Origin of the sequence: Corynebacterium sp. HMSC14B06 (assembly GCF_001807075.1) — a bacterium.
In the GTDB taxonomy this organism is placed as follows: domain Bacteria; phylum Actinomycetota; class Actinomycetes; order Mycobacteriales; family Mycobacteriaceae; genus Corynebacterium; species Corynebacterium jeikeium_D.
In genome coordinates this window covers 91,499-106,305 of record NZ_KV787396.1, presented here as the reverse complement: position 1 = coordinate 106,305, position 14,807 = coordinate 91,499, and the positions used below count along the sequence as shown (strand labels likewise).

Below are 14,807 nucleotides of genomic sequence, written 5' to 3'. Positions count from 1 at the left end.
ACGAAGTAACACGATGTGTCTTGGAATTCCTGCCCGGGTTTTGGCAATCGCCGATGGTCCATTGCCGATGGCGACGGTGGATATGGCGGGGCAGAAGCGGCAATGCTCGGCAATGTACGTGCCTGAGCTGGTGGCAGGTGATTGGGTGTTCGTCCAGAACGGGTTCATCATGAACGTGCTGGACGAACAGGAGGCCAAGGAGGCCTTGGCCGCAATTGAGGAATATAACCTCATCGAACATGTCGCTGAGGTCTCCCCGAAGGGACGGGCCTAGTTCACGCAGGTCACGCCGGCGGCGTCGATAGCGGGGCGATCTTCCTGCGGAATTGCCCCGCCTTCCTGGCCGATGACATCGCCATTGGAACCATCTTCGACTTCAGGCGCGGGTTCGGCACCGTCGCCCGAATCAGCGGCCATTCCCTCTGATGTCAATCCCGGGCCTTCGTAGTCACCGGCAATTGTCACTGAGATGTGGTGCGGGTCGAGGTATGGATCGTGGACAATCGGTACGCCACCGAGTGCCTCAGAGATGGCCTGCGCTGCCGGATCCTCTGGGTCAGCCGCATTGATCTGGCTGGAGGCAACGCCGGCGAACTCAGCGTTGCCGACCTCGCCCTGGGTGTAGCCCTTTTCCGTTAAGAAACCTGAGACGCCGCTGGCCAAACCTTCAATGCCTGTGGCGTTGTAAACGCTGACCGTAGTTTCAGCCGCGTTGGGGTCAGCCTTCTTTTCGTCTTCTTCCTTCGCCGGAGCTTTTTCTTCCTTGGTGCCCAGCAGGGTCTCGAAGTACTTGTGAACCTGGCCCTTATCGATTGTGACCACCGACTCGCCATAGTCACCGACACCGTCAATCGAGGTCACCGGGATAGTTTCAAACTTCACGTTGCCACCACTGAGGCCCTGCATCTGGGTAGCAAATCCGGTGACATCCCAGTTGTCGTCGAGTACCACCGAGCGCTGGACAGCATTGCCCAGTTCAGACAGCTTCGCGGGATTAGACAGTGTGCCAGCGCCGAGCAGCTTATTGGTGAACGAGGCCATGAAGACCTGCTGGCGAGTAATTCGGTCGAGGTCACCGCGGGGCAGACCATGGCGTTGGCGGACGAATGAGAGCGCGTCGGCACCCTTCAACGTCTGTGAGCCCGCTGGGAAATCTGCACCCGAGAACTCGTCGTAGACAGCCTCATTCAGACATACATCGACACCACCAATCGCATCGGTGAGCAGGACAAAGCCGAGCAGACCAACTTCTGCGTAGTGGTCAACGGTGATACCGCTGAGATCGCTAATGGTTTCAATTAGAGCTCTACGTCCGGCCTCGGTCGAGCGACGCTCAATGTCTTCCGGCGAGGCGCCGCTTCTTGCGAGTTCCTCTTCGACCATCTGCTTTGTGTTGCCGTAGACACCATTAATCTTTGTGTTGCCTAGGCGATTGGTGTGGACATAGGTATCGCGCGGAATGGAAATTGCCGTCGCTGAAGAACCATCGGCAGGAACACGAATCACAATAATCGTGTCTGTATTCGTGGCTTCTTCGTCGCCGGCACGCAGAAGCTCAACTTCTTCCGGAGTCAGCGGGTTGCCCTGGGCATCGGTGCGAGAGTCGGAGCCGACGAGCAGAATATCGGTTGCACCGTCCTTCTCACTGCCCAGACCGAAATCGCCACCCGAACCCAAGTTGTCGGTGGTTCTACCAAGTGTCCACCAGCCAACTGCGGAAATAACCAGGATAATGGCTGAGAGCAGCACAAGCGCATTGCGTAGCATCGGCGGCCAAGCTTGGGCTGTACTCTCTGCAGAGGACGGTGGCGCTTGAATATCGCGTGCGTGACGCGCGCGTGGCGTGTGGCTGCTCAAACCGGGGCTCCTCTTAAACCGTTTTTCGAAAATATAATTTGTGCTGCATGTCTGCGTGGGCATTCCACACATCGTGGAGCGCAGTAAGCAGCTGCGGAAACTACATAAACCTTAACCGTCCAACCGTGTGCGGTTACACCTCAACACAGTGTCAATCGTATCTACGATAGTGATAAAGAAGAATATGTCCGAAATTTCAGTCTCGCATTTCGCCACTCCTGGACCAACCCACAGCAACTCGCGGCGTCCCATTGTCGCCATAACTGGTGCGGCGGGACAGCTGGGTACTGCGCTTCAGTGTGATTCCTTCGCCGCCGATGTTGAGGTGCGCGCTCTCACTCGGGCACAGTTGGATATCACTGATTCGGCTGCTGTGGAGGCAACGCCTCTGCTTGACGACGTCGACATCATCATTAACGCGGCAGCGGCGACCGATGTCGATGGCGCAGAATCCGATCCCGGTTCGGCGCACCTTATCAATGCACTCGGACCGAAGTACTTGGCGGCTCGGGCGAAAAAGGAAGACGCGTATCTCATTCATATCTCCACCGACTATGTCTTCGGTGATGTAGCAATCGATGAGATGACGGGGCAGCGTCGAGCGCTGCGAGTTGATGATTTCACCTCGCCTCGGACTATGTATGGACGTACCAAGTTAGTGGGGGAGAATAATGTGCGTGATTCGGGCGCGCGTTTCGCTATTTTGCGCACGGCGTGGGTCTGGTCGGGGCCCACACAGCCGGAGGCTAAGGACTTCGTTTCCACGATGATGCGTCTGGCAGAGACGGCGACTGACGACAAAGGCAATCCGGCAATTATTAAGGTCGTTGACGATCAGCACGGAAACCCCACATTTGTCGGTGATCTCGCCGGAGCTGTCTGGGAGTTGTCCGAACGTGTGTTGTCCGAACCGAGCAGCGCACCGACCGGCACCTTCCATGTCACGGGCAGCGGTGAGGCGACATGGTTCGAGGTGGCTCGCGAAGTGTTTCGGCTCACCGGTCACGATCCGCAGCGTGTGGTGGCTTGTACCAGCAGTGAGTTCCCACGTCCGGCCCCACGTCCGGCCTGGTCCGTGTTGGATGGTTCGGCATGGAGTGAGGTAGGTCTACATGCGCTTCCGGAGTGGCAGGACACTTTGCGGGCAGTCCTGACCTAGGGTCTAGGTTTGTGATTGAAACCTCGAATTCCCCGCAACCCTCGCAGCTTCCGCTCGGTGTGGTCACCGTGACCTTTTCGCCCGGTGAGCACCTGAGCAAGCTGGTGGATTCGCTGGGCCCCGCCGCCAGTGCCTCCACGCGTCTGATTATGGCCGACAACGGCTCGACGGATGGTTCCGTGGAGAAGGAAGAAGCTCGGGCCAAGGAGACCGGAGCGGATGTTCAGCTTCTGCGCACCGGCGGCAACATTGGCTATGGCGCGGCCGCCAACCGTGGCATTGCGGAGCTGGGGCGGGCTCGCCGTGCTGGTGAAATCAATCCTGATTACGTCATGCTGGTCAACCCTGACGTGGTGTTTGCCCCTGGCGCAATCGATGTTCTGTTGGCATGCGCGCAGCGCAATCCCAAAGCTGGAGCGATTGGTCCGCTGATTCGCGAGGCGGATGGCAGCGTGTACCCGTCGGCACGCGCGGTTCCTAAACTTGTCAGCGGTATCGGACACGCGCTGCTTGCCGATATCTGGCCTACTAACCCTTTCTCACGTCACTACCGGGATGACACGGATATGGATCGTGAGCGATCGGCGGGATGGTTGTCGGGCGCATGCCTGCTGCTGCGGTGGGATGCGTTCGACCAGATTGATGGCTTTGATACCCGCTACTTCATGTACATGGAGGACGTGGATTTGGGTGACCGACTGGGCAAGGCCGGTTGGAGCAATGTTTTCTGTCCCCGTGCAGAGATACGTCACGCGCAGGGACATTCTGCCAGTAAGCACCCGGAAATTACCGTAAAGGCCCATCACGAGTCGGCATACCGTTTTATGTCAGATCGCCTGCCGGGGCCGGCGCTGGCACCTGTGCGACTGGCATTGCGTTTGGGGCTGTTCCTGCGTGGCAAAGTCATAATCGCGGTCAAAAAGCGTAGGAATTAATTAACTGTTGGAACGATCCATCGAAGAAAGTTACCGATTTCATGACTACCGAAGTTCGTCCGAGTGCTGGGCATGGCTCCGCCTTCCAGCCGGGAGCGGATGCTGCACAGCAGGCGGGAGCCACGTTGGCTGAACAGACTGACGCTGTCATTCTGGTTGGCGGGCAAGGTACGCGTTTGCGTCCCCTTACCGTGAATACGCCGAAGCCGATGCTGCCCACGGCAGGGCATCCATTCCTGGAGCATCTGCTTGGCCGCATTCGTGCAGCAGGTATGAAGCACGTGGTATTGGGCACCTCCTACCGAGCTGAAGTATTTGAAGAACACTTCGGCGACGGTTCGGATTTGGGTCTCGAAATTGAATACGTCTTTGAGGCTGAGCCGCTGGGAACCGGTGGCGGTATCCGAAACGTCCTAGACAAGCTGCGCTATGACACCGCGATGATTTTCAACGGCGATGTCCTCGGCGGTACCGACTTGCGCGCGGTATTGGGTACTCATGCGGAGAAGGATGCGGACGTTACGATGCACCTCGTCCGTGTGCCGGATCCACGCGCGTTTGGCTGTGTTCCGACCGATGAGGATGGGCGCGTCCTGGAGTTCCTGGAGAAGACCCAGGATCCGCCGACCGATCAGATTAATGCCGGTATCTACGTGTTCCGCCGCGAGATTATCGAGTCGATTCCGGCTGGTCGCCCCATTAGCGTTGAGCGTGAAATCTTCCCAGCGCTGCTTGACCGCGGTATGAACGTCTACGGTCACGTTGATTACGCCTACTGGCGTGACATGGGGACTCCGGGTGACTTCGTCCGCGGCTCCTCCGATTTGGTCCGCGGTATCGCGCCGTCACCACTTCTAGAGGGTAAGCACGGCGAAGCGCTTGTCGACGAATCTGCGTCGGTCGGTGGCGGCGCTCTTCTCTACGGTGGCTCTGTTGTCGGCCGTGGGGCGGAGATTGGTGCGGGAGCTCGGATTGATCAATCGGTGATCTTCGACGGCGCACGCATCGGTGCCGGTGCTGTGATCGAGCGCTCTGTGATTGCCGATGGTGCCGATATTGGCCCGCGAACGGTCATCAGTGATGCCATTATCGGCGAGGGTGCCGTCGTTGGTGCGCGCTGTGAATTGATCAACGGTATCCGTGTGTGGCCGGGTGTCCAGATCCCCGATCACGGAGTACGTTTTTCGACGGATGTCTAGTCTGCAGCCTTCGGCGTGTCAGACTTTTGTCGGCAATATCTGATTAGAGTTGCCGAAGTGTCGCCAAAGGTGCTGGTGAGAGGCATGTGGCGAATGTGATTGAGTTCAGGTGGCAGGTTTAGAGTTCGGGGGCCATCCTTCAACCTGAACTTAATCCCCAACGCGGGGGGAGGGGCTTCAGGGGCAATGAAAAGTATTGGGGCAAATTCTCTATTCGGCTTGACCGATGGTGGGTTACACGTGTGTAATCACAAATGTGTGTTTCGCACACTAAGCCCAATTTAAAGACCCGCAGCAACAACCATCAGGAGGCCCTCGGCATGGAAAAGTCCAGCATGTTTGATGGCGGCTCTGCTGTGGATAGTGAGACGAATGCGGGTGACATCGCTGTGAATGATAGCTCCTCTGAAAACCAGCCTCGGCCGTTGACAGAGTGGGCAGATGACCTTTCGGGGTTGTTTGAAGCCGTCGATCAGGACTGGCAGGAGCAAGCTCTGTGTGCCCAGACCGATCCAGAAGCTTTCTTCCCTGAGAAGGGTGGATCCACTCGCGAAGCAAAGCGTATTTGTCGTGCTTGTGGTGTGCGAGATGAATGCCTGGAGTTTGCTCTCGAGCATGATGAGCGCTTCGGCATTTGGGGTGGCCTCTCTGAGCGTGAGCGCCGCCGTTTGAAGCGGCAGATTGGCTAGGGCAGCCGGGTCTGTATTTTATCCTTCGCTCGACCTCGCAGTTTCCCCTTGGGTAATACCCTGGGGGATTTTTTGGTGAACGAGTTTTTCCTGCTCTCTAGGGTTAATAGACGAAAATATGTCCGCTCAGCATGTCGCTGGGTGGGCCCTTTTGTCGCTTAGTTCTTAATCCGAGTTACTGACTGCGTTTATGACAAAATGACCCAAAAAATGGCCTGAAAGTGTCATAAACTCACACAGTTTCACATTTGCAGCCCGTATTTACGCGTGCAGCCCGTAATTTATGGGGCCTGACCAGTTACTATCTTGAGAATCACAGACACTTTTTGTCTATATACCCGGTTTCTAGGGAGCTCCTTAGGAGAAAGCTTTCTACAGGAAGTTCTCGTTGAAACTAGGGTCCACCTCAACCGGGTCAATGCCCAGATATACCGCTACCAGGCGGGTCAGTACATATTGCAGCATCTGGTCCAGTTCCACTCGGCCCGAGACACGGCGCTCAATGGGGCGGCGGAACACTACTACGCAGGGGCGGGTGGGGTTGCCTACGCGGTCAATGCCAGCGGGGATAAGCCGTCCCAGCGGTACAGGTCCGTCAGCGACAATCTCTTCCGGGAAATACATGTCCGGGCGCAACTGCATGCGAGGAATCGTGTCGATGGCGATGTCCAGGTGTGACAGTTGCCGGGACCAGTGCTGATCCAATGGGGCGTAGGCGTCAATAACCGCCTGGTCAAAAGCTTCTGAACGGCTCTTCCAGCGGGGTACCTCCGGCGGCAACAGAGGACCCCGAGGTCCGCGACCGCGTCGCAGTGAGCGTCGCAAAGAGCGCGGAGTATAAGCCGATGAATTCATATTTGTTGAGCTTAATCGGTCGGATCGTCAACGTGGGTGAGGCCAGCTTCCGGCCATGTCGCAGGTTTACTGGGTAAGGCTGGGGGGCCCCGGGGGAGCGTCGGAAAGCGAAAAACGCCCGAGTGGGAGAAAAACTATCGAAACTTAAAGTTAGGGTCTAGACTTTGATGCCGTGAGTGTTTTTAGACGTTGTTGCCGGCCCGGCTGTGGCAAACCTGCCGTAGCTACGTTGACGTATGCCTACGCGGAGTCGACGGCTGTGGTGGGTCCGCTCGCCGCCGCGTCCGAACCGCATAGCTGGGATCTCTGTGAGAAGCACGCGCGTTCCATCACCGCACCGCTGGGTTGGGAGCTCGTGCGTTACGACGTGCCGACGCCCGCCCAGGACGATGATGATTTGACCGCATTGGCGGAAGCCGTCCGTGAAGCTGGCCGCAACGCGACTGGCCTGGTGCTGCGGGATGAGGTCGACAACCGTCCTCAGACCTACAAGATTGATTCCAGCCGTCACCCGTCGACGCGGAAATCCGCGCGCGGTCACCTGCATGTAGTTCGCGATCCGGAGGATTCGGACGACTAACGGGGCGGGTGCCGTGCCCCAGCTCATGCCATCTTGCCGCGGCATTTCTTTGTGAGAGCCTCTCTGTGGCTAGTATCATTTTTCACAACACTGATACTTACCCAGAGAGGTTTTTCGTGGGCACTTACAATCGTTCCGATTTGGATGCCGTCATCAAGGCCTATGACGTGCGCGGTGTTGTCGGTGAGGGCATCGACGCGGACCTTGTCGGAGCCATCGGCGCCGCCTTTGGGCACATCATGCGTTCAGAGGGCGCAACGCGTGCCGTAGTTGGCCACGATATGCGTGAGTCCTCGCCGGAGTTGGCGGCTAGTTTCGCCGATGGCGCGGCAGCGCAGGGGCTCAATGTCACCCTGCTCGGCCTGACCTCTACGGACGAGCTGTATTTCGCCTCCGGAGTTAGGGAATGCCCGGGCGCGATGTTCACTGCCAGCCACAACCCAGCTGAATACAACGGCATCAAGATGTGCCGTTCGCTGGCCCGCCCAATCGGGCAGGAGACAGGGCTTGCTCAGATTAAGGATCTGCTTGTCGACGGAATTCCGGAGTACACCGGCACTCCGGGCGAAATTGATCGTGAGGATGTTCTGCAGGATTACGCGGCGTTCCTCCATGGGCTGGTCGACATTCGCTCCGGCCGTCGCCTGAAGGTTGCAGTCGATGCCGGTAACGGTATGGGGGGACTGACAGTTCCGGCAGTGCTCGGAGAAGACATGGATGTTGCTGACCTCTACTTTGAGCTCGACGGCAACTTCCCGAATCACGAGGCCAATCCGTTGGAGCCCGCCAACCTCGTTGACCTACAGAAGTTTACGGTGGAGCAGGGCGCAGACATCGGTATTGCCTTCGATGGCGACGCTGACCGCTGCTTCGTCGTCGACGAGAAGGGCAACCCGGTCAGCCCATCGGCCATCTGTGCGTTGGTGGCCACCCGCTACCTGGAGCAGAACCCGGGTGCGGCTATCATCCATAACCTGATCACATCGCACGTCGTGCCGGAGATGATTGTGGAAAACGGCGGAACTCCGGTTCGTACCCGTGTTGGGCACTCCTTTATTAAGGCGCAAATGGCCGAGCACAGTGCTGTTTTTGGTGGCGAGCATTCAGCGCACTACTACTTCAAGGAATTCTTCAACGCAGACTCCGGCATGCTGGCTGCCATGCATGTCCTGGCCGCACTGGCCGAGCAGGATAAGCCGCTGAGTGAATTCATGGCCGAGTACAACCGCTACGAGGCCTCCGGTGAGATTAATTCCCGCCTGGGCAGCGCCGAGGAGCAGCAGGCCAAGCAGAAGGAAATCGAGGCCGCGTTTGCCGATCGCACGGAGTCCTCGGACTGGATGGATGGCCTGACCATTGAGCTGGCGGACTCCAAGGCGTGGTTCAACGTCCGGGCCTCCAATACGGAGCCGCTGCTGCGTCTGAACGTCGAGGCTCCGACGCGTGCTGAGGTCGACGCTCTTGTCGACGAAGTTCTCGGCATCATCCGCGGTTAATCAACCCCACGCGCGCGTTTTAAGGCATGCTTGGGAGTATGACCTCGTCATTTAACTCCTCCCATAACCCGCGCCAAGAGGCCCTGTTCTATCGTATGGCCACTGCCGGTGCAGGTCTCAGAGCTGCTGCTTCCGCGACTCGCGGGGGTGCGTTTGCTCAACTTCCGCTGCCGCGCAGTGCGGTCATCCTTGTGGGAAATCGTCGGGCGCAGCTCGCCGCCGAATCAGTGCGCGCGCTTGCCGACGACATCCGCTGCCCGGTGGTAATTGCGCATCAGTTGCCCAGTTATGTCGGTGCCCTCGACTTGGTCATCGTCTGTGACGACAACCCCGGCAGCCCACTGAGGGCAGCTCTGGCTGAAGCTGATAGGCGAGGTGCTGCCACGGTCGTGGTGGATCCCGGTGAAGGGCCACTGCGTGCCGCCGGTAGCCCCGATACGGTTGTGGTTCCGCGCCCGGCGATGGCGGAGTCCGCGTCCTTTACCGCCTATGTCGGTGCCATCGCCAGCGCGCTCACCGAATGTGGTGCCACCACCCTGGCTCCGGCCGGGGTAGTGGAGGAAGTCGCTGATGCGGTGGACGCCGATATTGCCGCCTGTGCTCCGCCGCGAGATGAAACAGTTAATCCCGCGCGGCAGGTAGCGCAGTGGGTGGCAGGCCGCAGAATGCTTGCAGTGTCGACGACCTCGGCGCTGGCACCGGTAGCGGAACTGGCATCGTTACAGATGCTTGAGGCAGGCGTGGTCTCGGCAGCGTCGTCGATAAGCGAATTGTCTCTTAGCGTGGGCGCGTTGCTCGCTGCAGAACCCCAGGAAAGCCGCGATATTTTCTATGACCCGTTTATTGATGGTGGGGATGAAGGGGCGACAGTGCTACCGTTGGGGGCGATTGTTTTAGCTGCGCCGAACAATGTGGGCCACTACCGGGACCACTACGGCGAGGTTGGATGGGCTCGTGTGGAGTGCCCTGCGCTCGACGCGGAGACTCATCATCCATTGGTTGAAGTATGTGTTGCTGCAGCCAGAGTTGGTGCGATTGCGGCGTTTTCTGCGTAATCGCCGGGTGTCACCGAAGGCTTTTGGGCCTTCGGTGAGATTGGCGTGCTCGCGCCAGAAGTGACTATTAGAGGAGTGATACGGGCATGGAGCTGTTGGACCCCGTGCTGCAGTCGTACCCCTGGGGGTCTCGTACACATTTGGCGAGAATCACCGGTGCGGACGCTCCCACATCGAAGCCCTGGGCGGAACTGTGGTTTGGTGCGCATGCACTGGCATCGGCCACGGTCGCCGGCACGCCGCTGGATGAGCTCATTGCGCAGGATCCGGCAGCTGCGCTCGGATATGCAATTGACACCGACAACGGCAGGCTGCCGTTCCTGTTGAAGCTGCTCGCAGCTGATGAGCCGCTATCGCTGCAGGCACACCCCACCTTGGCAGAAGCTCAGGAGGGATTTGCACGCGAAAATGCGGAGGGCATTCCGGCCACTGCACATTTCCGAAATTACCGGGACAACAACCACAAGCCAGAACTTATTGTCGCCCTGACGACCTTCGACGCGTTGGCCGGATTCCGCCCGGTGGAGCGCACGAAGGAGTTACTCGCGACGCTGGCGGTACCGGAGCTCGACCACTACATGGGACTGCTCGATGCCGCTGATGACGAGAGTGCTCTGCGGGCATTGTTTACAACGTGGTTGACATTGCCCCAGGATGTCCTCGATGAGCTGGTCGAGGCCGTGGCTGCCAAGTGCGCGGATTACAGTGGCGATGACGAGGAGTTCTCGCGAGTGGCCGAGACCACTTGCGAACTGGCTCGAAAGTATCCGGGGGACCCGGGAGTCCTGGGGTCGATGCTGCTTAATCGCCTTCGCTTACAGCCGGGCGAAGCCATCTACCTTGGTGCTGGACAGCTGCATGCTTACCTCAATGGCATGGGCGTGGAAATCATGGCCAACTCCGACAACGTGCTGCGCGGAGGGCTGACCTCTAAGCACGTCGATGTCGTGGAGCTACTGCGCGTGCTCTCTTTCCGACCGCTGCCAGATCCAGTGCTGCAGTCGCGGCTGACCGATGATGGCTGGAATGACTATGACGCGCCGGTGCGCGAGTTCCGCCTTCGTTCGCGGGACCTGGAGCCGGGCGAACATGTTCTGCTCGACGAAGAATCCGCCACGGTTGTGTTGTCTACAGCGGGCACGGTGACGTTGCGTCACGACGACTCCGTGGTTGAGGTTCCCAGCGGCCATGCGGCCTGGGTTCCGGCTGTCGACGCAGTCGATATTGAGCTGACTGCGCGCCAAGACGGGGCAACCGTCTTTGTCGCGACAGTCCCGCGGGTGGGTTAGTCCTCGTCGTTATCGAAGAGATTTCCCAGGAATCCGGAGTCCTTGGGCTTTTCCGGGATTGGGGGAATCTTGCTATTGCTAGCCCCATTGCCGCTATTGGTGTCCTTTTCCTGCGAAGAGGTCTGGCTCTTCGGAGGTGTCGGCTCCTTCGGGGACGTCGGCTCCTTCGAAGGAGTTTTCTGAGGAGTCTCGGACGGAGTTGTGGTTTGCGTACCCGACTGGGACTGCGCCTGCGATGAAGGCGGCTTCGGCTCCGCTGCTGCACCACCGTCGCCTTCCGGAAGACTGTCGTTCGGCTTTTCCGAGTTATCTTCCGGTAGCAGTGGCACCGGCTTGCTGGGCGTCGGCGAAGATATGTCGTCAGAGGTGGGTTCTGTGGTCTCCGTGGTCGTCGGAGGTGTCGATGTCGTCGACGTCGGAGTTGTCGCACTTGAGCTTGTGGAAGTCGGGGGGATGTACGCCTGCGGTGGCAGGTACGGATCCTCAACGATCTCGGTGCTCGATGACGTGGTCGGACGAGGTACTAGACTGTCGTTCGTCTCAGTCAGCGAGGAATCTGAATTCGGTTCAGTGGTCTGCTGCAGCTCGGCATCACTAGGAACTGGAGGCAGTGGAGCAGAGGTCTCCATTTCCGACTGAGATCCGGCGTTTTCCGGATTCGCCCCCTTGGCGGCACTGCTATCGGAGCAGCCTACGAGCGTAGCGCTCAGGGGAAGGGCTGCGAGCAGAAGAGCTCCAAAAGCCTTCTTCACCATGGTAGGTACTCCTTTCGTGTCATGCGTGGGGTCGCCCTGTAACGAAAAAGATAACAGTTGCATTACGAGGTCTGGGAACTAACTTAACATGCCCGTTATCGTCTCTCTAGGGTGAAAATTGTGTTGAGGGGATTAAATATGTCTCTCGAACTGTAAAAGTGACGAAAAGTCGGGTAGAACTTCGGTAAGGCCACATGCGGTTTTCCGGCTAGCGGTACGTGCAGGCGACAGCCCTTAGGTCGGCGGCCAGATTACCGTGGGCTCGTCGAAAAGCGCTCTTTGGAAAGCGCTCGTCGATAGACGAAACTGGCTATTGGTTCGAAGCGCGAAAGGAGCGTGGCCACCTATCATGTCCATCTGGGATACTGAGATTTTTGGTAGCGATTCGGTCATTGAACTCTTCGATGAGGTTCAGGATCTCGACTCACAGGATCGTGTTGGTGCATTGATTGATGCTGGCCGCATTGGAGTGGATTCCGAAAATAGCGATGAGAAAGCATGCGCACTCGCGGCGGCTGTGATTATTGCAATTTGGAATGGTGCGCCATTTAGCGGCGGTGACATTGTGGAGGACTACAGCTTCATCCGGGAGGGAATCTCGGAGGCGCACGGCAGCGAGGAAGATGCGTTGGCTATCGCATCCGAGGTGTTCGATAGTCTTCTGGGGGAACTCAGTGAGTCTGACCAGGCGGCGCTGGAAAACTGCGTCGAAGCGGTAGAGTAACTCTCGCGTCCCCAGTAGTAATTCTTTAAGAAGAATCTCACGTCAAAGAATCTAGAGAAAGCGTTACATGTCCTCGAAGAACATTGATTTCAAGGTTGCAGACCTCTCCCTGGCTGAGGCCGGTCGTCACCAGATTCGTCTGGCTGAGCACGAGATGCCAGGTCTAATGGCGCTGCGCGAAGAGTACGCAGAGCAGCAGCCACTGGCCGGTGCCCGTATTTCCGGCTCCATTCACATGACGGTTCAAACCGCAGTGCTCATCGAGACGTTGACGGCGCTGGGCGCACAGGTCCGTTGGGCCTCGTGCAACATCTTCTCCACACAGGATGAGGCCGCTGCGGCAGTCGTCGTTGGGCGAAACGGCACTCCGGAGGACCCGCAGGGTGTTCCGGTTTTCGCTTGGAAGGGCGAGACACTGGAAGAGTACTGGTGGTGCCTCGACCGCATCTTCGACTGGGGCGATGAAGATGCCAACATGATTCTGGACGACGGCGGCGACGCCACCATGGCTGTCATTAAGGGCATGGAATTCGAGGATGCTGGCCTGGTGCCGCCTGCAGAAGAGTCGGATTCGGATGAGTTTATTGCCTTCAAGGACATGCTTCGCGCCAGCCTGGAGAAGGATGCCGGCCGTTGGCACCGAATTGCAGAGTCGGTCAAGGGTGTCACAGAGGAGACCACCACTGGTGTCCACCGCCTCTACCACTTCGCAGAGCAGGGAGTGCTGCCATTCCCGGCCATGAACGTCAACGATGCGGTCACCAAGTCCAAGTTCGATAACAAGTACGGCACCCGTCACAGCCTTCTGGACGGCATCAACCGCGGTACCGACATGCTGGTTGGCGGCAAGAACGTACTGGTCTGTGGCTACGGTGACGTGGGTAAGGGATGCGCAGAGGCACTGGCTGGCCAGGGCGCTCGCGTTCAGGTCACCGAGGCCGACCCGATTAACGCATTGCAGGCATTGATGGACGGTTTCGACGTTGTCGCTACTGAGAGCGTCATCGCAGATGTCGACATTGTCATCACCGCCACAGGCAACAAGGACGTCATTACTTTCGAGCACATGCAGCAGATGAAGAACCACGCGCTGCTGGGCAACATCGGGCACTTCGACAACGAGATTGACATGCATAGCCTGCACCATCGCGATGATGTCCGTCGTGTGGAGATCAAGCCGCAGGTCACCGAGTACATCTTTCCGCATGCAGACGGCGAAGAGCGCTCTCTGATCGTGCTTTCCGAGGGGCGTTTGCTCAACCTGGGCAATGCCACCGGACATCCGTCCTTCGTAATGTCGAACTCCTTCGCCGACCAGACGATCGCGCAGATTGAGCTCTACTGCAACGGTGATAAGTACGACAACTCTGTCCACCGTCTGCCGAAGATTCTGGATGAGAAGGTCGCTCGCATTCACGTCGAGGCACTTGGCGGCGAGCTCACCCGGCTGTCCAAGGAACAGGCCGAATACATCGGCGTTGATGTCGAGGGCCCGTATAAGCCAGAGCACTACCGCTACTAGTTCTAAGCAAGGCTAGGCCGTAGCCATGTGTGCGAGGAGAAAAATTTGATTATCGCAGTCGAAGGAATCGACGGTGCTGGCAAGAACACGCTTGTCACAGCTGTTACCAATCAACTCCGAAGTCAAGGGCACTCCGTTTCATCGATGACCTTTCCGGCGTACCGGCAGACAATCTTCGCTGATTTCGCCGATCAAGCCTTGCACGGTCAGCTCGGCGACACTGCGGACTCCGCCTGGGCAATGGCACTCCTGTTCGCTCTGGACCGCAAAGAACGTCGTCAAGCGATTGTTGATGCAGCGCGCGAGAACGATGTTCTGATTATCGACCGCTACGTCGCGTCCAACGCGGCCTACTCCCTGGCTCGCACACAGGATTCGGCGATCGTTGAGTGGATTGAGAAGACCGAATTCGGAGATTTCCAGCTTCCGCTTCCCGACGTTCAGGTCTGTCTGGCCACGTCGGTGGGAGTGGCAGCCGACCGCGCACGCAATCGGGAAGCCGCTGATGTGCAGCGAACTAGGGATACCTACGAAAAGGACTCGGGTTTGCAGGAGCGCACGCTGGCGGCGTACCAGAAGTTCGCGGGGGGCTCGTGGCAGTCACCATGGTTGATGCTTACGGGGGATGATGGGGCGGACCGTCTTGTGGAATGGATCAGTGCACGCCTGCGCTAGCCACCTCAACCGGAAAC

General features: G+C 58.3%; 15 protein-coding genes. 12 read left to right on the top strand and 3 right to left on the bottom strand.

Annotation, left to right across the window (positions count from 1 at the left end):
* The first annotated feature begins 13 nt into the window (after nucleotides 1–13).
* Complete coding sequence (locus tag HMPREF3130_RS09080) at nucleotides 14–274, top strand: HypC/HybG/HupF family hydrogenase formation chaperone (RefSeq protein WP_016422191.1); 261 nt, start codon at nucleotides 14–16, stop codon at nucleotides 272–274.
* On the opposite strand, the gene HMPREF3130_RS09075 is transcribed toward HMPREF3130_RS09080, so the two are convergent.
* On the bottom strand, nucleotides 271–1,767 hold the full coding sequence (locus tag HMPREF3130_RS09075) for an LCP family protein (protein ID WP_246815147.1): 1,497 nt from the start codon (nucleotides 1,765–1,767) through the stop codon (nucleotides 271–273). The genes HMPREF3130_RS09080 and HMPREF3130_RS09075 overlap by 4 nt on opposite strands.
* A gap of 274 nt (nucleotides 1,768–2,041) precedes the next feature.
* On the opposite strand from HMPREF3130_RS09075, the gene rfbD reads away from it, so the two are divergent.
* The 4 genes from rfbD (at nucleotide 2,042) to HMPREF3130_RS09055 (ending at nucleotide 5,839) form a co-directional block, all read left to right on the top strand.
* A complete protein-coding gene (gene rfbD / locus HMPREF3130_RS09070; RefSeq protein ID WP_069359448.1) occupies nucleotides 2,042–3,016 on the top strand; it encodes a dTDP-4-dehydrorhamnose reductase in 975 nt (324 codons plus the stop codon).
* 11 nt (nucleotides 3,017–3,027) lie between these two features.
* Nucleotides 3,028–3,951: a glycosyltransferase family 2 protein gene (locus tag HMPREF3130_RS09065; protein ID WP_070429800.1), complete on the top strand. Its 924-nt coding sequence runs from the start codon at nucleotides 3,028–3,030 to the stop codon at nucleotides 3,949–3,951.
* A gap of 41 nt (nucleotides 3,952–3,992) precedes the next feature.
* Nucleotides 3,993–5,150 (top strand): mannose-1-phosphate guanylyltransferase, encoded by a 1,158-nt coding sequence (locus HMPREF3130_RS09060; RefSeq protein WP_048731655.1) that lies wholly within the window; start codon nucleotides 3,993–3,995, stop codon nucleotides 5,148–5,150.
* 320 nt (nucleotides 5,151–5,470) lie between these two features.
* The gene (locus HMPREF3130_RS09055) at nucleotides 5,471–5,839 is read left to right on the top strand and encodes a WhiB family transcriptional regulator (RefSeq protein WP_005510060.1); all 369 of its coding nucleotides are present in this window, start codon (nucleotides 5,471–5,473) and stop codon (nucleotides 5,837–5,839) included.
* A 372-nt stretch (nucleotides 5,840–6,211) separates the two neighbouring features.
* On the opposite strand, the gene HMPREF3130_RS09050 is transcribed toward HMPREF3130_RS09055, so the two are convergent.
* The gene (locus tag HMPREF3130_RS09050) at nucleotides 6,212–6,694 is read right to left on the bottom strand and encodes a metallopeptidase family protein (RefSeq protein ID WP_070429799.1); all 483 of its coding nucleotides are present in this window, start codon (nucleotides 6,692–6,694) and stop codon (nucleotides 6,212–6,214) included.
* Between the two features lie 172 nt (nucleotides 6,695–6,866).
* Between HMPREF3130_RS09050 and HMPREF3130_RS09045 the strand changes: the two genes are divergently transcribed.
* The 4 genes from HMPREF3130_RS09045 (at nucleotide 6,867) to manA (ending at nucleotide 11,114) form a co-directional block, all read left to right on the top strand.
* Nucleotides 6,867–7,274: a DUF3499 domain-containing protein gene (locus HMPREF3130_RS09045; RefSeq protein ID WP_005509890.1), complete on the top strand. Its 408-nt coding sequence runs from the start codon at nucleotides 6,867–6,869 to the stop codon at nucleotides 7,272–7,274.
* 116 nt (nucleotides 7,275–7,390) lie between these two features.
* On the top strand, nucleotides 7,391–8,770 hold the full coding sequence (locus HMPREF3130_RS09040) for a phosphomannomutase/phosphoglucomutase (protein ID WP_082149737.1): 1,380 nt from the start codon (nucleotides 7,391–7,393) through the stop codon (nucleotides 8,768–8,770).
* Nucleotides 8,771–8,808: 38 nt separating this feature from the next.
* On the top strand, nucleotides 8,809–9,825 hold the full coding sequence (locus HMPREF3130_RS09035; protein ID WP_070429798.1) for a hypothetical protein: 1,017 nt from the start codon (nucleotides 8,809–8,811) through the stop codon (nucleotides 9,823–9,825).
* A gap of 86 nt (nucleotides 9,826–9,911) precedes the next feature.
* Nucleotides 9,912–11,114 carry a mannose-6-phosphate isomerase, class I gene (gene manA / locus HMPREF3130_RS09030; RefSeq protein WP_070429797.1) on the top strand — a complete coding sequence of 401 codons (1,203 nt, stop codon included), beginning with the start codon at nucleotides 9,912–9,914 and terminating at the stop codon, nucleotides 11,112–11,114.
* On the opposite strand, the gene HMPREF3130_RS09025 is transcribed toward manA, so the two are convergent.
* Complete coding sequence (locus HMPREF3130_RS09025) at nucleotides 11,111–11,869, bottom strand: hypothetical protein (RefSeq protein ID WP_070429796.1); 759 nt, start codon at nucleotides 11,867–11,869, stop codon at nucleotides 11,111–11,113. The genes manA and HMPREF3130_RS09025 overlap by 4 nt on opposite strands.
* Nucleotides 11,870–12,218: 349 nt before the next feature.
* Here HMPREF3130_RS09025 and HMPREF3130_RS09020 point away from each other — a divergent pair, with 349 nt between their 5' ends.
* From HMPREF3130_RS09020 to HMPREF3130_RS09010, 3 genes are all read left to right on the top strand, one after another.
* Nucleotides 12,219–12,593 carry a DUF4259 domain-containing protein gene (locus tag HMPREF3130_RS09020; protein ID WP_038627901.1) on the top strand — a complete coding sequence of 125 codons (375 nt, stop codon included), beginning with the start codon at nucleotides 12,219–12,221 and terminating at the stop codon, nucleotides 12,591–12,593.
* 67 nt (nucleotides 12,594–12,660) lie between these two features.
* Nucleotides 12,661–14,115, top strand: a complete 1,455-nt coding sequence (gene ahcY / locus HMPREF3130_RS09015; protein WP_069359453.1) for an adenosylhomocysteinase — start codon at nucleotides 12,661–12,663, stop codon at nucleotides 14,113–14,115.
* A gap of 45 nt (nucleotides 14,116–14,160) precedes the next feature.
* The gene (locus tag HMPREF3130_RS09010) at nucleotides 14,161–14,790 is read left to right on the top strand and encodes a dTMP kinase (RefSeq protein WP_069359479.1); all 630 of its coding nucleotides are present in this window, start codon (nucleotides 14,161–14,163) and stop codon (nucleotides 14,788–14,790) included.
* Nucleotides 14,791–14,807 lie beyond the last annotated feature (17 nt).